The sequence below is a fragment of the Arthrobacter sp. AK01 genome (genome assembly GCF_021109375.1).
Taxonomy (GTDB): domain Bacteria; phylum Actinomycetota; class Actinomycetes; order Actinomycetales; family Micrococcaceae; genus Arthrobacter.
Map to the genome: position 1 here is coordinate 44,205 of NZ_JAJOHP010000026.1, position 23,404 is coordinate 67,608.

Annotated in this window: 17 protein-coding genes; 11 read left to right on the forward strand and 6 right to left on the reverse strand. The window is 62.4% G+C overall.

The annotated features are described in order from the left end of the window. Positions 1-1,053 carry a hypothetical protein gene (locus LN996_RS11145; RefSeq protein ID WP_231340454.1) on the reverse strand — a complete coding sequence of 351 codons (1,053 nt, stop codon included), beginning with the start codon at positions 1,051-1,053 and terminating at the stop codon, positions 1-3. Between the two features lie 107 nt (positions 1,054-1,160). Here LN996_RS11145 and LN996_RS11150 point away from each other — a divergent pair, with 107 nt between their 5' ends. After that, a complete protein-coding gene (locus tag LN996_RS11150) occupies positions 1,161-1,331 on the forward strand; it encodes a hypothetical protein (RefSeq protein ID WP_207594441.1) in 171 nt (56 codons plus the stop codon). 256 nt (positions 1,332-1,587) lie between these two features. Here LN996_RS11150 and LN996_RS11155 read toward each other — a convergent pair whose 3' ends face one another. Beyond that, positions 1,588-3,252 (reverse strand): ATP-binding protein, encoded by a 1,665-nt coding sequence (locus LN996_RS11155; protein WP_269215671.1) that lies wholly within the window; start codon positions 3,250-3,252, stop codon positions 1,588-1,590. Positions 3,253-3,442: 190 nt separating this feature from the next. Here LN996_RS11155 and LN996_RS11160 point away from each other — a divergent pair, with 190 nt between their 5' ends. Together LN996_RS11160 and LN996_RS11165 are read left to right on the forward strand one after the other, a co-directional pair. Then, positions 3,443-3,826, forward strand: coding sequence for an STAS/SEC14 domain-containing protein (locus LN996_RS11160; RefSeq protein ID WP_231340455.1), 384 nt, complete (start codon positions 3,443-3,445; stop codon positions 3,824-3,826). 19 nt (positions 3,827-3,845) lie between these two features. Next, on the forward strand, positions 3,846-4,655 hold the full coding sequence (locus LN996_RS11165; protein ID WP_231340456.1) for a class I SAM-dependent methyltransferase: 810 nt from the start codon (positions 3,846-3,848) through the stop codon (positions 4,653-4,655). A 7-nt stretch (positions 4,656-4,662) separates the two neighbouring features. Here LN996_RS11165 and LN996_RS11170 read toward each other — a convergent pair whose 3' ends face one another. Continuing rightward, positions 4,663-6,882, reverse strand: coding sequence for a S9 family peptidase (locus LN996_RS11170; protein WP_231340457.1), 2,220 nt, complete (start codon positions 6,880-6,882; stop codon positions 4,663-4,665). A gap of 269 nt (positions 6,883-7,151) precedes the next feature. Here LN996_RS11170 and LN996_RS11175 point away from each other — a divergent pair, with 269 nt between their 5' ends. The 8 genes from LN996_RS11175 (at position 7,152) to LN996_RS11210 (ending at position 17,200) form a co-directional block, all read left to right on the forward strand. Continuing rightward, positions 7,152-7,874 (forward strand): glycosyltransferase, encoded by a 723-nt coding sequence (locus LN996_RS11175; protein ID WP_231340458.1) that lies wholly within the window; start codon positions 7,152-7,154, stop codon positions 7,872-7,874. Continuing rightward, positions 7,871-9,313, forward strand: coding sequence for a glycosyltransferase family 4 protein (locus tag LN996_RS11180; RefSeq protein ID WP_231340459.1), 1,443 nt, complete (start codon positions 7,871-7,873; stop codon positions 9,311-9,313). The genes LN996_RS11175 and LN996_RS11180 overlap by 4 nt, the downstream gene beginning before the upstream one ends. A gap of 34 nt (positions 9,314-9,347) precedes the next feature. Then, positions 9,348-10,907: a lipopolysaccharide biosynthesis protein gene (locus LN996_RS11185; RefSeq protein ID WP_231340460.1), complete on the forward strand. Its 1,560-nt coding sequence runs from the start codon at positions 9,348-9,350 to the stop codon at positions 10,905-10,907. A 106-nt stretch (positions 10,908-11,013) separates the two neighbouring features. Continuing rightward, positions 11,014-12,099 carry a glycosyltransferase family 4 protein gene (locus tag LN996_RS11190; protein ID WP_231340461.1) on the forward strand — a complete coding sequence of 362 codons (1,086 nt, stop codon included), beginning with the start codon at positions 11,014-11,016 and terminating at the stop codon, positions 12,097-12,099. Position 12,100: 1 nt separating this feature from the next. Further along, positions 12,101-12,925: a PIG-L deacetylase family protein gene (locus LN996_RS11195; protein WP_231340462.1), complete on the forward strand. Its 825-nt coding sequence runs from the start codon at positions 12,101-12,103 to the stop codon at positions 12,923-12,925. Then, positions 12,922-14,505, forward strand: a complete 1,584-nt coding sequence (locus LN996_RS11200) for a glycosyltransferase family 39 protein (RefSeq protein ID WP_231340463.1) — start codon at positions 12,922-12,924, stop codon at positions 14,503-14,505. Before LN996_RS11195 ends, LN996_RS11200 begins: the two co-directional genes overlap by 4 nt. After that, entirely contained in the window at positions 14,502-15,860 is a 1,359-nt protein-coding gene (locus tag LN996_RS11205) for a glycoside hydrolase family 5 protein (protein WP_231340464.1), read from the forward strand. Before LN996_RS11200 ends, LN996_RS11205 begins: the two co-directional genes overlap by 4 nt. Before the next feature lie 236 nt (positions 15,861-16,096). Next, positions 16,097-17,200: a glycosyl hydrolase family 28-related protein gene (locus LN996_RS11210; protein WP_231340465.1), complete on the forward strand. Its 1,104-nt coding sequence runs from the start codon at positions 16,097-16,099 to the stop codon at positions 17,198-17,200. Between the two features lie 62 nt (positions 17,201-17,262). On the opposite strand, the gene LN996_RS11215 is transcribed toward LN996_RS11210, so the two are convergent. The 3 genes from LN996_RS11215 to LN996_RS11225 all read right to left on the reverse strand — a co-directional run. After that, the gene (locus LN996_RS11215; RefSeq protein ID WP_231340466.1) at positions 17,263-18,177 is read right to left on the reverse strand and encodes a diguanylate cyclase; all 915 of its coding nucleotides are present in this window, start codon (positions 18,175-18,177) and stop codon (positions 17,263-17,265) included. Then, on the reverse strand, positions 18,174-21,560 hold the full coding sequence (locus LN996_RS11220; protein ID WP_231340467.1) for a PAS domain-containing hybrid sensor histidine kinase/response regulator: 3,387 nt from the start codon (positions 21,558-21,560) through the stop codon (positions 18,174-18,176). Before LN996_RS11220 ends, LN996_RS11215 begins: the two co-directional genes overlap by 4 nt. A 242-nt stretch (positions 21,561-21,802) precedes the next feature. Continuing rightward, on the reverse strand, positions 21,803-23,404 hold a 1,602-nt coding region (locus LN996_RS11225), incomplete at its 5' end, for an alkaline phosphatase (protein WP_231340468.1).

A 23,404-nucleotide genomic window follows, 5' to 3' on the forward strand; every position in this document is an offset into this window, starting at 1 on the left:
TCACCCCCTGTGTGGCTCGCCTCGTTGCTCATCGCTATGGCGAAGATACTCCCTGACTGCAGCGCTGCGTTCAGGCAGCGCCGCCTGTTCGAACAGTGCTGCGGCCTCATCGAACGTAGTCAGAGCATCTCCACGCCTACCGGATTCCAGCAAAGTCCGGGCCAAAAGGAAATGTGCCTCGGCGGAGGTTTGGGTGGCCAGAATGGAGGATCGGGTGCAGAGCGGCTCAAGGATTGCGGTGGCTTGCTGCATATCGCCGCTGAGGAAATACCAATGGGCGCGGACCAGGGACATTTCAAGATGGTCCCGTTCCGAGCCGCCAACAATGTCCGTGGCCAGCTCAGCCCTTTCAATGCAACGCAGGGTTGCTGCGTCGCTGAGCTTCGCTTGAAGCCGCATTTCCGCGGAAGCCCTGTTGAAACGGGCCCACAAGTCAACGTCCTTTGACGGTGACAGCCGTTCGGCAGCAAGATCGTGATATCGCCCGCCGTCAGCAACGCGGTCGGCAAGGAAAGCGACATTGCCGATAACCCAATAACCTTTTCCGGCGGTGTCTTCATCCACGTCGTCGGTCAGTAGTGTTTCCAGCACCAAGCATTCCCGCCAGGCATCGTCCAGCATGCGGCTCTCCGCCAGAGCAGCGATGAGGGCGCGCTGGGCAAGGATCTGGACGTACACCAACTCGGCGTCCCTGGCTGCTAGTTTCGCCGCATCGGCCGCCATGGCTGCTGCTTCGGGAAGCCGGCCCAAACCTTGGAATGCCACGGCAACCATGGTGCCTGCTTTGGCCCCGAGTTCCGGTGAAGACGAGGTCAGGTTGTGGCCATTGAGTTCCATGGCCAGGGTGAGGAACTCTTCAATGCGCCCCTGGTCCCGAAGGCACTCGGCCTGCAGGTACCGCATGTTCCACCACGATTCGTCATCGCCGGCGACCGTTGCCAGTCCGGCAGCGTCGCCTGCAAGCCGATAGGCCTCGTCGAAGTCCCGTTCCTTCCACTTGGCGCGTGCCGAAAGACCGGCGACGAGGTGGGAAGCGAGGTGCGGACTTTGCATGTGCCCATTATCCATGTCATTGCGGAAGAAAAGCTCGTATAGTTTGCACCGTGACTTTATTCAAGTCACAGACAACAAATTCGCATCAGTACGAAAGGGCATAGCGGATGAAAAAATTTGCGGCAACCCTGCTCATGGCGGCGGTTCTGGCAGTAACGGGTTTCGCTGCCCCGGCTAATGCCGAGCCTACGCAGGACAGCACGGCAATCGGCTGGTGGCCTAACAGCTTCACCACCACGAAGACGAACACCACCAGCATCGGTTGGTGGCCGAACTAAACATTGGGGGAGCGCCTCTCAAGGCCATATGACGTCAATTGATGCCCCGGGCTGCTGCCCGGGGCATCAATTTTGTTTCGGAGTATGTCGAGCATTAGTGACCATCACGCGCATGTGCGGAGCCCACGTTGACACGGCTGTCACACGGGGCGCCGGATAGAGAGGGTTCCTGGGCACTGCTGAGGCCGGGCGCGCCTCATGAAATCAAGCAGCACCGGTTCCTGACCAGGTGCGCCGATCCGACACGGAAGATCCGCTACGGCCCGCCTACCGGCAACTCGACGGACACCGTGGTCCCGGAGCCCAGCGTGGAATCCAGGAGCAGGCGCCCCATATGGCGGCTGATGATGTCGTGGGCGATTGCCAAACCGAGCCCGCTGCCCGGCACTGCCGCGGAAGTGGCGTTGGAGGCCCGGTAGAAGCGGGTGAAGATGTGTGGGAGATCGTGTTCCGGGATGCCCAAACCGTTGTCTGCGATCCGGACCAGTGCGAGTCCGCCGTTCTCGGAGGCCGAGACTGAGCTGGTGATGCCCACCCGTCCACCCTCGGGAGTGAACTTGATGGCGTTGGCCACGATGTTGGTGAATACCTGTTCCAGCTTTGCTTCGTCGGCCGTGACTTCGATGTCCTCAGTTCCTTCGGTAAAGGACACTGAGACGTGCCGGGACTCTGCCAGTGGCCGCAGCGTTGCAACCACCACTTGGAGGAGCTTGGCGATATCCACCGGCTTGAGGTCCAGGTTGCTGCCGTCCTGCATGGACACTGTGAGCATGTCCTCGATGAGCCTGCGGAGGCGTGTGGAGTTCCGGGCAATGACGTCCAGCATCTTGCTGATGCCTTCGGGGACGGGCCCGCCGGAGCCGTCCTGGATCATGTCCAGATATGCGGTGATGGAGGTCAAGGGTGTCCGGAGCTCGTGGTTTACGGTGGCCAGGAAATCTGTCTTGGCCTTATCCAACTGCCTGAGTTGGTGGAGGACGCGCTGCTGGGCGCTGATGAGATGGCCCTGGATGAGGCCGTGGGCCACATTTCCAGCCACATGCTGCATCAAGGCAATCTCGGGTCGGGTCCAGTCGTGCCGTTCCTCCACGGTGGACAGCAGGATGATGCCCATGGCCGAGGCGCCTTCACCCACGGGGAGAAGGACAGTGGACACGGGGTTGAGGTCACCGGACCATTCCCGCAGCGCCTTGGCGATCTTTGAGTCGGGGTCCTCCCGGTGGTCCGTGACGGCGAGGACGTCCGCCTCGGCCCAAAGCCTGTTGGCCGTCTCGATAATGGCGTTCTCGCTCTCGCCCAGGCGCGCGGGCAGCAGCGAAAGGCCGGGACGGTTCCACTGAGCCCGGATACTGGGGACGCGTTCGTCCCGGAACGTAGCGAACCAGACGCGGTCAACACGCAGGGCCTCGCCGAAGCCGCGGACCACGTGGTCGGCGATCAACTGGGGATCGTTGGTCTCCCGGATGGCCGAGGAGACATTGCGGAGGCTTTCGCGGAGCGCTTCGATTTCGCCGCGGGAACGTGCGCGTTCGGCGGCCCGGCCGATCAGGGTTTTAACACGGTGGACAATTTCCCCCGACTGCACCGGGCTGATGACGTAGTCAGCTACCCGCCAGGCCTCCACTTCCTCAAGGTCCACAATTTCCTCTGCGGCGAGGACCAGCAGCATCGGGACTCCCGGGCTGCGCAAGCCGTGCGCAAGGGCGCTCTGAGCCACCACTACAGAGGGGTTGTGCTGCTGGATTTGCGAGGCCAGGGAGTCAGCGTCCGGGGCAGGGAAGACCTCGAATCCCGCTGAGGAAAGCGCGGCCGAGGTCGCGGCCAACCTGCCACTGTCTGAATCCGCCACTACGGCCGACCGGACATGCTGTACGTCGGCAACGGTCTCGCCCACTGAGCCCCTTCCGTTCCAACGTTCCATTCACGGTATTTCTTGATGTGGCAACACCCTATCAGCGGCTTTGAGGACAAAGGCGGCCGTGCGTCAAATGGCCGGGATGAGTCGCAGGGCACACCTTTACTTTGTGTTCCGGATTCGTCAGCCTTGAGGGTGTCAGCAGGGGAGCCACGCCCGCCTCCCCTGCAGCACCACCAATCGCGCAAGGAGCACTGTGGACCACCCAGCAACACCGCAGGATCATCAACAGGTGTCGTTTGAATTGGAGCTCGAGGAACCGGGCATCCTTCGCTTGACATGGCCGCGCGGGGCCAGGATCCAGGAAGCGGATGCCCAACGTGCCATGGACCGGGTCAACGAGCTGTGCGGCCCGGACCGCCATCCGATGATTGTGGACATGGCAACCACCGACGACGTCACCCGCGGTGCGCGCTCTGTGTTTGCCAAGCCTTGCCAGGCCAACCGCATCGCACTCTGGGGCTCGTCACCGGTGGACAGGGTCATTGCCAACTTTTTCCTGGGCATCATGAAACCCCCGTGCCCTACCAAGTTCTTCACATCTGAAACAGAGGCATTGGAGTGGCTGGTGGAGGCCTAGTGCCACCTATATTTGGAGAATGTTCTCCGCCCTCAGGAAGTACCTGCTGATCCCACGCCTCATCAGGCTCTCTTCCGCCGCGCCCAAGGACGCCCGTACGGCCTGGGATCAGTTCTGGGGCGACATCCGCTCAACCGGCGCCACGGGCGATGTCCTGTGGGACTCGGGCAGCGACCACGAACTCCTGGGCTACCTCCCCACATTGGCCGGGTTGGACCCCGCCCTGCCCGTGGTGGACGTTGGCTGTGGCAACGGCAGCTTCACCCGGCTGTTGGCGCAGCGCTTCCCGCATGCGCTGGGACTCGACTACTCCGCCAACGCCGTGGATCGCGCACGGCTGGAGTCGGCGGGGATTACGACGGCGTCATTCGCCGTGTGCGACATGACGGCACCTGACGCTGCGCAAACAGTCGCAACGGCACTCGAAGCTGCAGGCTGGGCCGGGGACGCGAATGTCTTCATTCGCGGAGTCCTGCACGTACTGGACCGGAACGGCCGGTCAGCGTTGGCAGCGAACCTGCTGCCTGTCGTCGGGACGCGCGGAGGCGTGTTCCTGGCAGAAACCAATTTTCCCGGAACGCCGGTGGACTACGTCAGCCACCTCGGGGCCACCCGGGATTCCATTCCGGCGCCTCTTGAGTGGGCCATTCGCGGACTGCCAATGCCGGGCCGTTTCGGGGCCGCGCAACGCGCAAAGGCCTTCCCGACGGCGGACTGGTCCCTGGTGGAGGAAGGCTCGGCGAGCATCGAGACGCGCCCGCTCAGCAACCCGTCGGCCCCGGACGTGATCCCGGGCTACTTCGCACTGCTGCGGGCGCGCCGAAACTGACGAATACTTATTTCAGGCCGGCTCCCGGCAGCAATTCGGTTGCGCCTACGGAGTCGGCAACAAACGCGTAGTCCCAAGCGCGTTCACGCCACTGGACATACCGGCCTGATGCGCCGCCGTGCCCACCGTCCATCTCGATCTTCATGACGATTGGCTCGGAACCGGTGGAAACGGAGCGCAATGCCTGGACCCATTTGGCTGGTTCGACGTACAGCACCCGGGTGTCGTTGAAGGACGTCACCGCAGCGATTTTGGGGTAGGCAACGGCCCCCACATTCTCGTACGGAGTGTAGGACTTCATGTAGGCGTAGGCTTCGGGGTCCGTGATCGGGTTGCCCCATTCCTCCCATTCCAGGGCGGACAGGGGAAGCTCCGGATCCAGGATGGTGGTCAATGCGTCGACGAACGGCACCTGTGCCACCACGGCAACATACTTTTCCGGGGCCATGTTGGCTATGGCACCCATGAGCAAGCCGCCGGCGGACCCGCCCATGGCAGCGATTCGCGCGGGGTCCGCCCAGCGTGACCCTGCCAACCAGTCAGTGGCCGCGATGAAGTCTGTGAAAGTGTTCTTCTTGGTGAGCTTCTTGCCATCCTCGTACCACTGCCGGCCGAGTTCACCGCCGCCCCGGATATGGGCAATCACCATGACGATTCCGCGATCCAGCAGCGACAACCGGGCTATGCCGAAGCCCGGATCCATGCTCATCTCGTACGAGCCGTAGCCGTACACCAGTCCAGGGGCAGTGCCATCCTGCTGAACCGAAGCGTGACGCAGCACGGACAACGGGACGCGTGTGCCGTCGTCGGCCGTTGCCCATTCACGGGTGGCGACGTAATCCGCCGCGGAGTAGCCGCCAAGGACCGGGCTCTCCTTGCGCAGCAGCAGCTGGCCGGCCGGAAGTTCCGCGGTGGGCAAGACGAAGTCGTAGACGCGCGACGGAGTGAAATAGGAGGTGTAGCCCATGCGGATGACGGGAGCTTCGTAGTCGGACCCGGAGACCCCGGCGGTGTAGAGCTCTTCGTCAAAGGCAGGCTCCACAGGGGCACCCTGCGCCGTGGTGCCCAGGCCTTCCAAGGGCAGTACCTGAACGCGCTCGATGGTGTCCTTGCGGATGGACAACACCAGGTGCGTGGACGTAACGCCGGCGCCGTTGACGCGTACGGCGTCCGAATGCGCGACGACGGTACGCCAGTCCTGCTCTGCCACCGGCTTGGCGAGTTCTGCCGGGTCCACCAGGCTCACCATCGAGTTGATGGCGTCCTTGTTATGGGTCAGGAGCAAGGTCTCTTTGCCCTTCAGGAGGAAGGGCTCGGCCTCGTAAAGAATGTGGTGGTCGCGGGAGATAACGGTGCTCAGGCCGGCTGCGTACTGGTCGAAGCGGAGGAGTTGCGTCTCGCTGAACTCGGAACAGCCGATGCTGAGCACCAGGTGGCGGCGGTCCGAGGAAAGATCGAACCCAAGCCACATTGCGACGTCGTCCTCCTGGTAGAGAACCTCATCCTCCGTGACCGGAGTGCCCAGGACGTGTGCCTTCACCTGGTAGGGCCGCCACGAATCATCCACAACGGTGTAGAAAAGGCGGGTGCCATCGGGGGAAAAGGCCACCCCATAGAAAATGTCCTCGATGACGTCCGGGAGGAGTTCGCCGGTACGGAGATCCTTGATCCGGAGGGTGAAACGTTCGTCGCCTGAGTTGTCCACGGCGTAGGCGTAGAGATTTCCGTCCACCGTGACGGCGGCGCCGCCCACGCTGAAGAACGGTTGGCCCTCGGCTTCAACGTTGCCGTCCAGAAGCACCTGCTCACCGTCGATGTCGACGCCGGGCTCCACCGACGGGGGAGTCCAATCGGCTACTGGATCCCCGGTGTTCGAGGCCAGGACGCGGCACTGGATGCTGTACTCCCTGCCCTCCACCGACCGGCTGTAGTACCACCAGCCGTCCTTGCGGCTGGGCACGGACAGGTCCGTCTCCTGGGTACGGCCCTTGATCTCCTGGAACATCGCCTCGCGCAACGGTTCCTGGTGCGCCGTGACCGCTTCCTGGTACGTGTTCTCGGCCTTCAAATGGTCCACTACTTCGGCGGACTCCTTGTCCCTGAGCCACTCGTAGTTGTCCACGAAGACGTCGCCGTGGTGTTCGCGGCGGGTGGGGATGCGCTTGGCGACAGGAGGCGCGACCGCTGTTTCCGGGGCGCTGGCAGGGACCGAAGATACGTGGCTCATGTGGCCACTCTATAGACGGGCTCCGACATGGAACCAGCGATTTCGCTCAGAGCGCCGGGCGCCTGTCCGCGGTAGTGATAGGGAGCCATGACTTGGGCCACAACGTGGGATTCGCGTCATGTCTTGGCGGGTGCCGCCACTCCATATATTGCGGGCACGTTTTTCGTCCCGTTCCCGGATATTTGGAGGCTCAGATGGTTCTGCTGCAATCCCACAGTGTGCACATTGGCAGGAGGGGGGTACTTCAGGCGCGCCGACATTCAGACTCCTTGCGCCGATCCCAAGTGGATCTTGAGGTCATCATCCCGGCCTATAACGAGGCCGCGAGGATTCCCGGCACGCTGAGGCAGACTGTCGACTTCCTGGCCAGCCAACCATGGTCATCGCGCATCGTGGTGGTGGACAACGGCAGCGTGGACGAGACCGCGGCGGTTGTCCGTGGGATAGCCCGTGAAAACGGGGGCGTGGTCCCCATCTCTGTGGTGGGGTGTTCCCAGCGTGGAAAGGGCGCAGCAGTGCGCCGCGGTCTTCTTAGTGGAACGTCGAGGTTCACGGGCTTCTTCGATGCTGACCTTGCCACCCCTTTGGACACCCTCTCCGCAGCCATGTCGTATCTCTCCGATGGCGCATCAGCGGTCATCGCATCCCGCCATGCCCCTGGCTCCACGTTCGTCCGTCCCCAACATCTGGGGCGAAGAGTGGGCGGAACGGCTTTCCGGGTCCTGACAAGGTCCAAGGTCAAAGGCATCCAGGATACCCAGTGTGGCTTCAAGTTCTTCGAACGGGATGCCCTCACCGCGGCGATGGTGCAATGCCGAAGCACCGGATTCGCCTTTGACGTGGAGCTTCTTCTTCGGCTTCAGGACAACGACGCCAGCATTATCGAACTGCCTGTGGCCTGGACTAACGGAGCTGAATCAACATTCCGCCCCTTCCAGGACGGAATCGCCAGCTTCGCCTCGGTGTTCCAACTTCAGAAGGCAACCCCGTGACGTATGCCCTTCCTGACCTGAACTCCCCATCCCGACTCGCAGGAAAGCACGTGCTGGTCCTCAACTGGCGCGACGTCAGGCATTCACAAGCCGGCGGCGCGGAGCAGTACATGCATGAAATTTCCAAGCGATGGGTGCAAAACGGGGTTCAGGTCACGTGGTTCACAGGGCGCGATGTCGGCCAGGCTGCCGAGGACGTCATTGACGGCATTCATATACTGCGCGGAGGCGGGGCTCTATCCATCTATGGACACGCTGCCCTTCGCCTTCTGCGGAGCAGTGGCCGGTTTGATGCCGTTGTGGACTGCCAAAACGGGATTCCGTTCTTTTCCCCTTTGTTCCTGTCAGGGGACATTCCGATCGTCCAACTGATCCACCACGTCCACCAGGAGCAGTTCCGTACCAGGTTCTCGCCGCCCATGGCCGCATTAGGCCGATTCCTGGAAAGCTCGGGAGCCAAAACGGTGTACGGGCAGCGCTCAATAGTGGCGGTGTCACCCTCGACACGCCTGGAACTTCGAAAGCTCGGCTTTGCGGGTCCTATCCACGTGGTGCCGAACGGCACAATAGACATTCCGCAGGCTGTGGCGACACGAGCCCCTAACCCAACCATCGCCGTCGTCAGCCGGCTGGTGCCCCATAAACGATTGGATCTGCTCTTGGGTCAGTTCGCCGTGGCGGCGCGCCGTGTTCCCAAACTAAGAATGGACATCATTGGCGACGGCCCGGAGCGGGCCAGACTCCAGCAGCTGGCCACGGATCTGGGCCTTGACCACGCAGTAACGTTCCACGGCTACCAGCCCAACAACGTGCGTGACGAGTTGCTGAGCCGGGCCTGGCTCACGGCATCCACCTCGGCTTCGGAGGGCTGGGGCTGCTCAGTGATCGAGGCCGCGGCGTGGGGCGTGCCTTGCCTGGCATTGCGGGTTCCAGGCATTCGGGACTCCGTTGTGGACGGCAGGACAGGTTGGTTGGTGGAGACCCCCAGGAAATTTGGGACCGCCATGGTTGAGGCCCTGACAGCCATGCGTGAACCGGACGCAGTCAAGGACGTCTCGGCGGACTGCAGGGAATGGGCCAGCTGCTTCACCTGGGATCGCAGTACCAGGCTGCTCACTGGCGTGCTTTTGGAGGAGGAGACGTTGCGCCGTGAGGGCGGTGACCCCCGCTCACGCCACTCGGACCTGTCCACCCTGGTGCGCTTCGAACTGCCGGAAGGGGCCGATTTACGCTCCATCCTGCGACCCACCGACGAAGTTGCCTTGATGCACGACGGACATGTCGCGGTCCTGATGAACGGCCGCGACGAATTCGAGGCATTCGCGGCCGTACAGAAAATTGGCGTGCCAGCAGCGGAACTCCGTCATGCAGGACGCGACACACTGCTCGCTGGCCCCGGAAGTGCCGTCGCTCCGGCCGATGCCTTTGACGGTCAGTAGTGGCAGTTGGTCCGTGGATGTATCAGAACAGACCATGACCACAGACGTGACCTTGAGGCCCAGAGCTGAATACAGGGAAAGGACGTCAGACCAGGACGTCAACATAGCCCAGAATAGTGGTTTCCTCGCTGTGTCTGCGGGAGTAGTGGGCGTGGTCAGCTACGCCTGCACGCTGCTCATGGCCAACATGTTGGGGACGGCGGACTACACACAATTCGCCGCCGCCGCGATGATTCTTGGGGTTGTGGGAATCGTCGCCAACGCGCTGGTTCCGCTTCCCTTGTCACACGTTGTTGCGGTGCACCCGGAAGGATCCGAAGAGCGCCGGAACGGTATGGCCTTCTCTGTCTTCGTATCGTGCATGGCGGGAATTGCTGCGGCCGTCATAACCGGCAGCGTAACGCTCGCGCTGGCTACTCCAGCCTTGGCAACAGTGGTGGCGTTGGCGGCCTTTGTCATCTTCGTCGTCAATGCACCCGCCGGATGGCTGCAGGGCGAGCTCCGCTTTACCTGGTACGCACTGTCCACGATCGGTGAGGTGGTCCTCAGGTTGATCTTCAGCCTGCTGGTGATCGCGATGGCGTGGGGAGCCGGTGGAGCAGTGCTTGGCTTCGTCGCGGGGTGCATGGCGCCGTTGGTTGTCCCGTGGTCTTTTTACCGGGATCTTCGCTGGCGTCCGCGGGTATTGCGTGAGAAATGGCGATGGGCTGAGACCAGCGATATCGCGTCGGTTCTGTGCGTGGTTTCTGTGCTGGTGGGCATCGACGTCGTGGTGGTCGGCTTCCTCGATAACGGCTCGGCGGCCGCCGCAGGATTCCAGGCGCTGGCCACGATCGCGAAAGGGCCCGTGTATGTGGCAGCCGGAACGGCGTTGGTGGCGTTTCCCCTGCTTCGCACCCCTGGCGTAAAGGTTGGCGAGGTGCTTGGCGCTTCCTTTGCTTCGTTCGGGCAACTCGTGGTGGTGGCTTTCGCCATTATCGCTACCGCGCCGCCCCTGATGTCCGGCCTGATTGTTCCACCGAAGTACCACGGTTCCCTGAACCTCCTGCCATGGCTGGGGGCCTCAGGCCTTGGCTATGCCGTCCTGATGGTGCTTTCCACCGTCCTTCTCGCCCTGCGCGCATACCGTCGCTGCCAAATCGGTCTCGCCTGTGCATGCCTTCTGGTGGTTGGCGGGCTTTGGGCGGGCTGGCAGCTGGACGCGGTCACGGGAATGGCTGTGGGTTCCGCCGTCGGGGCTGTGACGGCCGGGTTGGTCCTGACAGTCCTCGCGCGACCTGTACTGATGGCAGCCCACCCGGGAAGGGGAGCGGGGAGGTTCCTGATTCTTGCTTTCGCCCTCATCGTGGTCCTCGCAGTCGCTGCGTTGGTTCAGCCCCTGGCCTGGTTGGTCCTTGCCACCATCAGCGGCTTCACAGTTCTTGCCCACCAGCGCGGCCTGCTGCCGTACAGGAACGACTTCAGGATCTCCCGACGACGCCGGCCCCGCAACCGAAGCAGGAGTTCGGGCCGTCGACAGCACCGCCCACGTCACCTGCCTGAACGCCCCGGGGCCGCCCCCGCCGTGCATGGTGCGGGGAAACGGGTGCAGTGACCAGCAGCAGTTTGCCCTCAACAGATTTTGAGACGGAAAGACAACGATGAGAGTTTTACATTTGGGCTTTGAAGATCCGCGTATGCCTGGGGCGGGTGGAGGATCTGTGCGGACCCACGAGATCAACCGCCGCCTGGCTGCCAAAGACTTCCACGTCACCGTGCTGACCACCCGATACCCGGGCTGGAAGGAACGCGTGGAGGACGGTGTGCACTATGTGCCGATTGGCTTCGGAACAGGCGGCAACCGTCTGACCAGGCTGGTGGCCTATGTTGTCCGACTGCCCTTTGAAGTCCATAAGCGCCGGGCAGCTACTGAGCTGGTTGTGGAGGATTTCTTCGCTCCGTTTTCCACCATGGCCGCACCACTCTGGACCAAGCGTCCAACCATCGGAGTGGTCCAATGGCTCCATGCCAAGGACAAAGCACGGCAGTACAAACTACCGCTGCACTGGATAGAGCGGTTGGGCGTCCGGAGGCACCGCAGGCTCATTTCTGTTTCGCAGGGAATCAGCGATCGATTGAAGGAACTGAACCCAGCCCTTCATGTGGACATCATCGGCAATGGAGTGGATCCCGGTATATGGAACACCCAACCCCGGCACGGGAATGATGTGCTGTTTGTCGGGCGCCTGGAGTACGAATACAAGGGTTTGGACCTTCTGCTGGAAGCCTGGGCCAAAGCGTGCCGCCGAGTAGATGGCAACCTGTTGATTGCGGGGAAGGGCCCAGACGAAAAAAGGGTGCGTGCGTCCATTCAGGATGCCGGCCTCTCTGAGCGCGTGCAGTTTCTTGGGTGGCTTTCAGGGGACAAGAAATTTGGTGCCATCAGTGACGCCCGGCTGATGGTGGTGCCATCCCGGCACGAGACGTTCGGGTTGGTAGCCATCGACGCCCTGGCCGCAGGCACACCGGTAATTGCCTTCGACATTCCCTGCCTGCGGGAGGTCGTCCCACGGGGAACCGGGTGGCTCGTGGAGCCCTTCGACGTCAAAGCCTTGGAAGAGGAAATTGTCCGAAGGTACCAGCAGGAGGGGCTGGAACACGTCGCCGCACGGGGACGGGAGTTTGCCGCGGACTACAACTGGGATGCGCTCGCCGACTTGCAGGCAGGGGCTTACAACACAGCTCTCGGCGAACTGAATGAACCCCGACCCAAACGGCAATGGGCCCTCCGCCCGGAAAGGGCTTGAAATGCTGCTCGAATCACGCGTTGAGCGGTCCATGGCAGGCGACGCGCCGTGGCTCTTCCTATCACCCCATCTGGATGATGCAGTGCTGTCCTGCGGGGCGCTGATCGAAGCTCAAGCACAGGGGCGCGAGATCATCGTGGCCACGCTGTTCACGGAGGCCATGCCGTCACCCCACACGCGCGCGGCACGGTCCTTCATGCGCCAATGCGCCATACCGGACGCAGGGGAACTCTTCGTGGCCAGGCAGTCGGAGGACCGGGCTGTGCTGGAGGACATGGGAGTCCAGTCAATTCACCTCGGCGAAGTGGACGCGCTTTTCCGACGCCGGCGCAAGCCGGCGATGTTAGGCAGCAGCGCGTGGGAAAGACTCCTGCCGGAACTCACCCATCGTTACCCCACTTACCGGTTCGACATCGCGTTGGGCAGGGTTTCCCGGGGTGACCAGGGGCTTATCCGCCAACTCCGGAGCAACATTGCCGTGCTCATGGCGCAGACCAAAGCGGATCTTCTCTTCTGCCCTGCGGGAGTGGGGAAGCATGTGGACCACCTCATCACCCGGGAGGTTGGCAAAGGCCATCCGGAGAGCTTGGTGATGTACTCGGATTTTCCTTATGACCTTGTGGCCGGGCCCGATGAAACGCACATGGCGAAGATGGGATTTGTGCCGTGGACTTGGGACTCAGGACTCGACGCCAAACCCGGTCGGATCAGGCAATATGCGTCGCAGGCTGACGCATTGTTCCCCGCCGGAGAGATTCCGCTGCAGCCGGAAATCTATTATGTGCCCGGAAGTGCAGCGCCTGCCTCGAAATACGGGGAGTCATGAACTCGCTTCACCTGCTGGAAGTACTTCCGACGGAGGGCCGCACGCGGAGTTCCGCCCGCAGGGCTCAGAGGGCCCTGCGGCGCAGCCGGTGGGTTGCGCTGCTGGTGGGGCTACTGGCCCTGGTGTTCCGGGTGTTCGGTGTTCAACGGGCCAACGACCTGTTTATTGACGAGGTAACCTACGCGGACATCGCACGACAAGTAGCTGATGGGCACATGCCATCAAGCTCGGGCGCTCCCTTCTTCCTGCACCCTCCCGGTTCGTATGCACTCAACGCCCTGGTCATTCGAGTGCTGGGCCTTGAAGGTCACGCCATGGATTTGGCTTTGCAGTTGCGCTGGGTCAACTCCGTCCTGGGAGCAATGACTGCGGTTGTCTGCTTCCTGTTGGTGCGCCGTCTGGTGGGAGTGGGACCTGCAGCATTGGCTGGCGTCATTCTGGCAAGTGATCCATTTGTCCTGCGCATGGACGGGCGGCTGATGATGGAAACCCCTGCGGGCTTGGCCGCGCTGTCAGGGTGGCTGCTGGTCCTTATTGCACTCAACAGGGAGCGGGGACGCGCGCGCCTGCGGATCGAAGTCAGTGCCGGGTTGGTCTTCGGACTAGCCGTCGTCATGAAGGACATGACGGCAGTGTTCACGGTGGTCCCTCTGCTGGCCGCGGTGGTCTGGCGCAGAACAGTTCCCCTGCAAACAGCTTTGCGTATCCTCGCGTGTTCAATCGTTCCGTATCTGGTCTATCTGGGCTTGATCGCTGTCACCGGTCTGTTTCCGCAGTTCATGGACCAAAAATCGGTGGGCATCCTCAGAATGGTTGGGGCTGTTCAGATGACTGGCTTCAATTCAGTCCCGGGTGTCAGCCTGACCGATCGACTTATGGATATGGCCGGCCGGTTCGGTACCAGCTACATGCTTCTGGGGCTCTCCGTTGTGGCTGGTGTTGTGGCCGCCGCTTCTCCGTCGGTGGGACGGCGGGTCATGGGTCTGTTTTCGATCATTACCGGTTTGGTTGGCGTCTACTCCGTGTTTTTCGGGGCGGCAGAGGAACAGTTTGGTTACTGTGTGGTGCTGGCCGCCCTGGTTTCAACACCCATAGCCGCTGTGATGGTGGTGAAATGGCGGCCACGCCTTCGAGGGGCAGTCATTGCTTTCGCTGCGATCGTTGCCGTACTTAGTCTTCTTCTCGGTATTCAAGCAAGGTCCGTAGTGGATGACGGCCTGATGCGTGCACGTGACTGGATGAATGCCGAGCTGCCCCTTTCCTCAAAGGTGGCTCTGACATCGGTCACCGGAGAGTTCGCTTTACAGCCACATGAGAATTGGGAGGTGCTGCCTTCGCTGCAATCCCTGCGGGACGGAGGCGCCGAGTACGTTTTGACGCAGGGCAGACCGCTGAGTGAGGGGTACGGTTTCGCTTCGCCGGAGTTCTTGGGATGGCTGCAGGACAACGCCCAACCAGTTTTCACATTCACTGGTCCAACGTCCGGTGACACTGTTGTGTGGATGTTGGACCGGGCAAGGCTGGAGGCCGCTGTCGCCGGAGGCCTGACACTCCCTCCTGTAACGGGTGGGTATCCATGAGTCGCCTGCTTCCGACTCTCTTGCTTTCCATCGTCCTGACCACTGTGATCGCGGGATGCAGCGTGGAGCCCGATCACGCAGCTGAGCCTATGAGTTTCGGAGTCCTGGGGAGCACCTGTACTCCAGAACGGCTGGCAGCGCTCCATGAGGCCGGCGTTTCTGTGGTGGAGTTACCGGTGGCCTGGGATCGGTACCAGCCGGAAGCTGGACAGGAGAACCGTGACTATGTTGACGAGGTGCGGGCGCGACTGAACGATTGCCGCCAAGCCGGCATGGGCGTGATTCTGTCTCCCGGGCTGCACTACCCGCCTGATTGGGTAAGGGATCTTACTGGGGGCGTTCTGAAGGGCAGCGGCGGAGACGTGCCGAAGGATGCCGGGGCAGAGCTCGTCTTCAGTGCAGAGGTGCGGGACGCGGCACGGAAGTACCTGGTCCGCGTCGCATCGGACCTGGGCTTCGAGGGCATCACAGCCATCCGTGTCGGTACGAACGCCACCGGTGAGCTGGGGTACCCGGGGCACGGTGACGGTGACGGTGGCAGCGAAGACGGTGGCAACGAAGACGGCGGCAGCGACGAGGAATTCTGGGCGTTTGGTGACGCTCCCCAGTTCGGTATTGGTTTGGCTGAGGGGGTGGCACCGTCTCCGATGCCGGGATGGGTTCCGGGCTCCCGTTCATGGCACGGCAAATCCGTCACTGACGAACAGGTGCAGAGGTGGTGGGACTGGTACGCCGGATCTGTTGTCAACGCGGTGGCATGGCAGGTGGGCGAGTTGCGGACGCTCGGATTTCAGGGGCGCGTGCATGTTCCGGTCGCGGGCCGTGGAGTGCTGCCGGCTGACAAAGCGGAAGCCGTCAAAGGTCGCTTGGACGGGCGGGCCAACCCTGACGGCGCTCAGGAACGTGGGTTGGACTATGCTGCACAGTTCGCGGTCCTGGCAACGTTGACGGGGGTGGACGTGGATTTCACCGGACTGGACGATGTGTCGGACGTCCGGGCGCGGGCTGCTGTTCCGCCGCAAGACCAATGTCAGCCGGGCGACGATGACGTTGTGCTGCTGGGAGATGTCTCCTCGTGGTCATCACACAGGTATACGAGCGCCCTGGCGCGGCGGGCAGGACTCGGTTTGGTGGGGGAGAACCCCGGACCGCCCGATTCACCGTTCACCGGCGGCTCGCCCGAGTCGCACAGCCTTGCTGAACAGATGGGAACTGCTCCACGGTATGCGGTCGAATGCGGGATGGCGATGTTCTTGTTCGGCTTCGAAGAAAACCTCTTTGAAGATGACGACCGTGCGGGAAGCGGATTTGCTCTTGAAGACTACAAAGAAGTTATTGAAGGCATTCACCGGTAACGTCACGTTCGCAAGACTGCGTGTACTCATTCAATGGACGGCTCCACGAGGCCAGTCCGAAGATCTGATAGGAGACTATACGCGTGTCCAAAGACAGTGGTCCTGCTGAATTCGATTCGTTCTCACCTGTTGGTACAGGTTCAATTCCAACCCCAGTATCTTTACCGACACGCGTTGGGTGGCGTCATGGACGCGGCGTTCGCCTCCTCACGGCCACAGGGGCAGCATTACTGGTCATGTGCGCCGTGACCCCTACCGCCGCCCATGCCAACGTTGCTGTGGCCGCTCAGAATGCGGTGCCTCTCAGTGTCACAGGGTCTGCCTGTTCCCTTAGCCTTGCCACTGGTAGCAGCGCGACGAGCGTTTACAGCGTCACGGCGACGCCAAATGACGCCATCGATGACACGGCAAGTATTCAAGGCAGGATCAATGCGGCCGGGAATGCTGGCGGCGGAATCGTAAAACTACCTGCAGGCACGTTCGTCATCAATGGCAAGCTTCGCATGGCGGGCAATGTGAAGCTGGAAGGTGCGGGGCCGGCAACGATTCTGAAAGCGGGTCCTTCATTTACGGGTAACACCGGACCTGCTGGGGGATATCCCATCGTGACGACGGCGGGCGCCGACAATACCACCCTGTCGAACTTCACAGCGGACCAGTCAGGTGACACATTGAACGGCAACGTCACGGGCCGCCTCAAGGAGTACGTGATTGACGTGCGTGAGTCGTCCAATTCCCTGGTCCAAGGCGTACATACGAAAAATCCGTTTACGTACTCAATCGCGTTCGTCGGCGGATTGAAGTGGTGTGTTAGGGACAGCAGCACCCAGTCCGCAACGAACGGTAAGTACGTGGAACTGGACGGCATCCATGCAATGAATACGGCTAACGGCGACATTGTGGGCAACGTCGTGGACCAGCGCAAGGGCACGGACGGCGACGATGGTATCGCTGTTCACACGTACGGCAATGAGGACGTTCACGACATCAGAATTGCGGATAACACTGTGCGCGGAGGCCGGCACGGTGCCGGGATAGACCTTGCTGGGGGATCCGGGGTTGTTTACAACATTAATCTCACCGGTAACACTGTCTGGGGTTCACCTCGGGGGCTGCACGACGCCTACTACGACGGCACAAAGCAAATCCATCACATTCAGGTTGTAGGGAACACCTTTAAGAACAACGACATCAAAACAACCGGCGGGGCAGTCGACTTCGAGCGACCGGTGACTTACGTGACCATGACGGACAACACGGCATGCAACTCAGGTGATTACCGGCTTCCGGCCGGTACCGGGAATGTCAACGCGCGTAACACTCTGAGCACGGCATGCTGACCCAAGCTGGGCTCGTATCATGAGTCGGGCGCTCCTGGCACATTGGAACCAGCTCGTCCAGATCACTCCGAGCGGAGGGCGCTGGCCAAGGTCACCCGGTTCCTGCCAGAGGCCTTGGCTGCGTAGAGGGCAAGGTCGGCTTCCCGCAGGAGTTGCTCGGTACCGGCGCGGTGCCCATCCGTGAAGGCGGAGACGCCAGCGCTGATGGTCAGGACGCCATCGGGGTCTCCGGAGTGCTCGATGCGCAAGTCGTGCACTGCGGAACGAACGCGTTCCATGACGGTTCGGGCACCCAAGACCGATTCGTCGCGGAGGACCAGCAGGAACTCTTCGCCGCCAAAGCGATAAACGGCGTCGGCCTTGCGCACCTCGCGGGCGAGGGTTGTTGCGATCGCTACCAGAGCGGCGTCCCCGGCCTGGTGGCCGTAGATATCGTTATAGCTCTTGAAGTTGTCCACATCCACCATGGCCAGGCAGTAGTCGTGGTCTTCGCGGCTGCGCAACTGGCCAAGGTCTTCCGTGAGTTTCAGCCGGTTGTTCAGCTTGGTCAGGGGGTCCGTGCGGGCTTGCTCAGTGAGCGCCGAGCGGTACCGGGCCAGGTCCGCGTGCAGCGACGTGATCCGCTGGGCAGCGAGGAGCCGGATGTGCAGGCTGAAGGGGTCCAAGGGCTTGGTGACATAGTCGTCGGCTCCGGCTTCCATGCCGGCCAGGACGTCTTTCCGGGACCCATGGGAGGTCACCAGGATGATGTACGTGTAGGTATCTTCCTCTGCTTCCCGGATAGCACGGCAAAGGTCCAGCCCATTGAGGCCGGGCATCATCAGATCGGTCACCACGGCCTCGGGGCTGTGATCCTGGTAGAGCTGCCATGCCGAATCGCCGTCCACTGCCACGATGCACTCGTGGCCGGACTGCTCGACGGCGGCCTTGGTGATCATCCGGGAGATCTGGTCGTCGTCGGCGATCAGGACTTTCATGAAGCTCCTTGGAGAGTGCGTTCGAGGGCAAGGTCCACCCGTGAGAGTTCAGCCTGCAACTGCCCCAATACCGGTGTGCTGAGGGTAGCCAGATCAGGCCCCGCTTCGCGACCGAACCGTTCCAAATCCTTGCACAGGGCTGCAGCGCCCGCGGCCCCGATGTTGGACGCAGCACCGGCGAGTTTGTGTGCGGCCGCTTCCAAAGCGCTGGCTTGTTCGCCAGCCAGCGCAGACCGCAGCGTTTCAACGGCCATCTGCGCATCCTCCCGGAACGCCCGGATAGCCTCCGGCAGGAGGCCCAAGCCGTCGGCAGGTCCAAGTTCGCGCAGGATCTGCAGCCTCGCAGCGTCCAAGACTACAGCGTCCTGAACACCAGCGTCCTGGACACCAGCATCCTGAATAACAGCGCTCGACGCCGGTGCTTCCGCCGGTTCTTGCGCGACGCCCACCGCAGCCTGCGCTGCCGACCCGCCAACCGCCGTCGACGTTTCATCAACCTCCGGGACCCAACGGATGAGAACTTCCCCGAGTTTGGCCAGGTCCACGGGCTTGCTGATGTAGTCGTCCATGCCGGCAGCGAAGCAGCGCTCGCGGTCCTCGTTCAGTGCCCCTGCCGTCATGGCGATGATGGGAATCCGGGCCGAGTGGCCGTTGCGGGCCCGGATGGCCCGGGTCGCGTCGAACCCGTCCATGACGGGCATGTGGCAGTCCATGAGCACCGCTGCGTATGTCCCGGACAGCGCTGCTGTAACGGCTTTGGCACCGTCATCCACAATGTCCACGTCGTAGCCCAGCCTGTTTGCCATGCCACGGGCTACCAACTGGTTGACCTCGTTGTCTTCGGCAACCAGCAGTTTTCCCAGCCGCCGTACGGGTTCGGCCGTCGCAAAAATCTCGGAGGATGCAGTCGGGGCAGCGGAGCCCACCGTCCTGGTGGCCATGAGGCGCAGGAGACGGTTGTAGAACTCTGAGCTTCGGACGGGTTTGGTGAGGTATTCCCGGATGCCCGCGCTGACGAGGTCGCCCCTTTCAACCTGCATTGTGGAGGTCAGCAGGATGATCCCAGGCGTCCCGGAACCTTGGTTTTCACTCTTGATTTGGCGTGCCAGTTCAAGACCGTCGGTATCGGGCATGCACATGTCCACCACGGCGATGTCGTAGGGGTGGCTTGTCAGCACGGCTGTGCGGTATTCATCCATGGCTGAGGCGGCGTCGGCCACGGCCACTGGCTGCATGCCCCAACTGGCCAGTTGCTTTTCCAGCACCAGGCGGTTGGTTGCATTGTCGTCCACCACCAGCACCCTGCGGCCGGCCAGCGTGGCAGGCAAAGTTCCCGTGTCCGAGGCTGCCGGGCCAACGGGAAGTTCCAGGACAAACCAGAATTTGCTGCCGGTTCCCGGCTCGCTCTCAAGTCCGATCCTGCCGCCCATGACTTCGGTGAGGCGACGTGAGATGGCCAAACCCAGGCCAGTGCCGCCATACCGCCGCGTTGTGGAAGCATCGGCCTGGGCGAAGGATTCGAACAACCGGTGATGGTCTTCGGCGCTGATTCCGATGCCTGTGTCCCGGACTTCAAATCGCAGTGCGGCGTTCTCTGTGTCCCGACTGACCACGGAGACCTGGATTTCCACTTCGCCGGCCGGGGTGAACTTCACTGCGTTGGAGGAAAGGTTCAGGAGGATTTGGCGGATCCGACCGGCGTCGCCCATCAGGCGTTCCGGAACGTCGGGGTGGCAGTAGGAGATGAGTTCCAGGTTTTTGCCCTGCGCTGCTTCGGCAACCAGCCCGGCCACCTCATCCACCAATGCCCTGGGGTCGAAGGCGTTGACGTCCAGGTCCACTTTCCCGGCTTCCAGTTTGGAGAAGTCCAGGATGTCGTTGATCAGGGTCAGGAGGACCTCACCGGCGCCCTTGACGCCCTGGGCGTACTGCCTCTGGCCCTCGCTCAGGGGCGTGTCCATCATGAGCGACGTCAGGCCGATTACCGCGTTGAGCGGAGTCCGGATCTCGTGGCTCATGGTGGCCAGGAATTCGGATTTGAGCCGGCTAGCTTCCAGTGCTGCTTCACGTGCGGCGAGGAGTTCCTTCTCGGCCGCCCTGCGTTCGGTGATGTCCCGGGAGATGGTTGCGACGCCGCGGATGCCGGATTCGCCCCGGACGGGAGACAGCGTCACTGACACCGGAATAACGTCACCGTCTCCGCGCTTACGCAGTGTCTCGTAATTCTGAACATCACCACTTTGGGCAGTGGCTTCCAACGCCCCTCGTTCCTTCTCCATCAACTCGGCGGGGACGAAGAAGTCGCCCTTCCTGCCGATTGCCTCCGACGCCGGGTACCCGAAGATGCGCTCCGCCCCTGGGTTCCAACTGGTGATCACGCCGTCGGGTGTTTCGCCGATGATGGCGTCGCCGGAGGAGTTGACGATTGCCCCGAGCCCCTCCAGCTCGGCAGTGCGTTCGGCCACCTTGGACTCGAGGTCGCGGGTCAGCGTCACATTCTCGACGACGATCAGCACCTGCCGGACGATGACGAAGACAATCACCACCAGTCCGGTGACCAGCAGGATGCGGTCCTCCCCGATGGGACGGCTGCGCGAGAAGAACACGGCGCTGAACACAGGGAGGTAGGGGAGCAGTTCAAGGGCGGCAGCGTAGGCCCGTCCATCATTGCGCGCGCTGTCCGCTTCCGGGAGCAACGGGCTGAGCCCCACCAGCAGGAAGGCGAACACCCACCCCAGCGCCAGCGGGGAGCCCGTGACACCCGTGATGCCCTGGAGCGTGAAGTTCATATAGGCCAGGTCTGTAATGGCAAGGATCCAGAAGCCAATTCCCAGGCTCAGCCAGGGAAGCCGGCGGCCGCGGGCCGCGCGCATCGTCAGGACGATCACCACGGAGACCATGAACACATCAGCAATGGGATAGGCCATCTGCGTTGCCTGGGCAAAAGCGTCTTGGTCGGTGGTTGCTGCCAAGGATCCGAGGACGGAGCTCCATGCGATGAAGAACATGGAGCTTGCCACCACGCCGGCGTCCAGGATGGTGCGGCGCAGTGAAGTGCGCAGCCCCTGGCCCCTCAACAGCAGCACAAGTCCAATGGACGTGGGCAGCGCATACCAGACGAAACCGATGTCAGCGAAGGAAGGGAAGGGGTAATGGTGGTCGAGCGTGATGCCGTTGATGGTCCACACGATTTGCCCGGCGCACCATACGGCCAAGCCTGCCACGATGAACCATCGGCCGGCCGTGTTGTCCTGTCGTTTTCGGGCAGCGAGGGTGTGGGTGGTCAGCGCGGTGAGGGCAGCGAGAAGGATCGCCAGGTCACCGGCGAGTTGCGCCGTCGTCGTTCCTGTTCCGCTTGCCAGCCCGAAAACCAGCAATACCAAACAGACCCCAACCGGTATTAAGAAGATCGGCCAACCATGTCGTGCCGACGAGCGCACCGGAAGAACCTCGTGCTTCACCCCTGCCACTGAACCCCTGCCTTCAAAAGTGGCCCCACCAAAAGCGAACAACGCGTCTTGCCTCTGCGCTGAGGAGAGCATACGCCGAAATCCCCTCCTGAGTAGCAGATCAGGCCGTTTTGATGAGGCGGATTCATAACGGCCTGATCTGCTACTTACTTGGGTCAGAGCTCGGGGATGAGGGCCTTTGAGTAGATCACGGAGCCCAAGGCGTTGCGCAGGCTCACCGTAAACACGCCGTCGGAGGCGAGGTCCACATGCCCAAAGTACTGGTTCTCACCGTCGCGCGGTGACTCGCCCGCGAAACGCCCCGCCTTGGCGAACAGAACCTCCGGGCCGAACGTCCCATCCATCTCGCTGGGCCCGAAGGAACCTGCATTGATGGGCCCGGCCACGAACTCCCAGAAGGGATCGAAGTCGGTGAAGGCTGCGCGTTCGGGGGAGTAGTGGTGCGCGGCGCAGTAGTGCACATCCGCGGTCAGCCACACGGTGTTCTTGACCCCGTGCTTCTTGAACGCGCTCAGTACGCCGGCGATCTCGAGCTCGCGGCCCAAAGGAGCTCCGTGGTCGCGGTTGGCCAGGCTTTCCTGGTTGACGGCGCCGTCAGGAACGATGATGCCCAGTGGCAGGTCGGCGGCGATCACCTTCCATGTCGCTTTGGACTTCCGGACTTCCTTGGTCAGCCAGTCCACTTGCTCCTGGCCCAGGATGTTGGTGGCGTACGGTTCCTTGCCGTCGGTGTTGGGGGATTTGAACGTCCTCATGTCCAGGCAGAAGATGTCCAGCTGCGGGCCGCGTGGGATCTTCCGGTAGATGCGCGCCGGCTGGTACTGGCCGGCGTCGTACGATCCCGGGCGCCAGAGCGCCGCGGCGTCGGCGATCGGCATGTTTTCCTGCCACGCCTGGCGGCCCCGGGCAGCGAGGACATTGACGTTCCGTTCGGTATAGCGGGGGTCGTCCAGGATTTCGCCGGGGTACCAGTTGTTGGTGGTCTCGTGGTCGTCCCACTGAGCGATCACCGGGACGTCGGCGAACATGGCGCGCATGTTGGCGTCCAGTGAGTTGTAACGGTGGCGTCCGCGGTACTCCTTGAGGGTTTCTGCCACTTTGGAGACTTCCTCCGTGACGATGTTCCGCCACACCTGGCCGTCCTTTTCGGTCACAGTGGCGGCGATGGGGCCGTCGGCGTAGATGGTGTCGCCGGAGTGGATGAAGAAGTCCGGTTTGGTGGCGTGCATGGCCTTGTAGCCGCGCATGCCGCCCAGGTCCTCGTTGATGCCCCAGCCCTGGCCGGCGGTATCGCCGGTCCAGACGAAGGACTGCGAGTACGACGACGACCTGCCGCCTCCGCGCGCGACGTCAGTACCGCCGTCGTGCTTTCCCATGGAAGTGCCAGGTGCCGTGCGGAAGGTGCCGCGAATTGCTTCGCCAGGACCGTTGCCGTCTTCGAAGTTCAGTTCCAACGCGAAGCGGGTGCCTGCGGGGAGTCCTTTGGCATGGATCTTGGCGGTGAAGTCGCTGGCTTCGTTGGCCAAAGGACCGCGGATGGTGCGGCTGAAGCCGTAGCGGCCGCGAAGGATCTCGCCTGATTCGTCCACTGCCTGCAACAGAGCAGTGAGCCGGCCGGGCCCGGAAGCGCGGGACCACAGGACGGCGGAGTCGGCGGTGACGTCGCCGGTGGCGATCCCGGTGGGAAGCGTGAGCCGCTTGCGGACCAAGGGAATGGCGGAGGGGGCCGCGGATCCAGAAGCCGCGGATCCAGGGGC

What these genes read in the sequence shown, in the direction of transcription:
- LN996_RS11215 (WP_231340466.1), bottom strand. Translation starts at nt 18,177, where the DNA reads ATGAAAGTCCTGATCGCCGACGACGACCAGATCTCCCGGATGATCACC.
- LN996_RS11210 (WP_231340465.1), top strand. Translation starts at nt 16,097, where the DNA reads ATGTGCGCCGTGACCCCTACCGCCGCCCATGCCAACGTTGCTGTGGCC.
- LN996_RS11195 (WP_231340462.1), top strand. Translation starts at nt 12,101, where the DNA reads ATGCTGCTCGAATCACGCGTTGAGCGGTCCATGGCAGGCGACGCGCCG.
- LN996_RS11165 (WP_231340456.1), top strand. Translation starts at nt 3,846, where the DNA reads ATGTTCTCCGCCCTCAGGAAGTACCTGCTGATCCCACGCCTCATCAGG.
- LN996_RS11145 (WP_231340454.1), bottom strand. Translation starts at nt 1,053, where the DNA reads ATGCAAAGTCCGCACCTCGCTTCCCACCTCGTCGCCGGTCTTTCGGCA.
- LN996_RS11185 (WP_231340460.1), top strand. Translation starts at nt 9,348, where the DNA reads ATGACCACAGACGTGACCTTGAGGCCCAGAGCTGAATACAGGGAAAGG.
- LN996_RS11150 (WP_207594441.1), top strand. Translation starts at nt 1,161, where the DNA reads ATGAAAAAATTTGCGGCAACCCTGCTCATGGCGGCGGTTCTGGCAGTA.
- LN996_RS11200 (WP_231340463.1), top strand. Translation starts at nt 12,922, where the DNA reads ATGAACTCGCTTCACCTGCTGGAAGTACTTCCGACGGAGGGCCGCACG.
- LN996_RS11205 (WP_231340464.1), top strand. Translation starts at nt 14,502, where the DNA reads ATGAGTCGCCTGCTTCCGACTCTCTTGCTTTCCATCGTCCTGACCACT.
- LN996_RS11170 (WP_231340457.1), bottom strand. Translation starts at nt 6,882, where the DNA reads ATGAGCCACGTATCTTCGGTCCCTGCCAGCGCCCCGGAAACAGCGGTC.
- LN996_RS11155 (WP_269215671.1), bottom strand. Translation starts at nt 3,252, where the DNA reads ATGGAACGTTGGAACGGAAGGGGCTCAGTGGGCGAGACCGTTGCCGAC.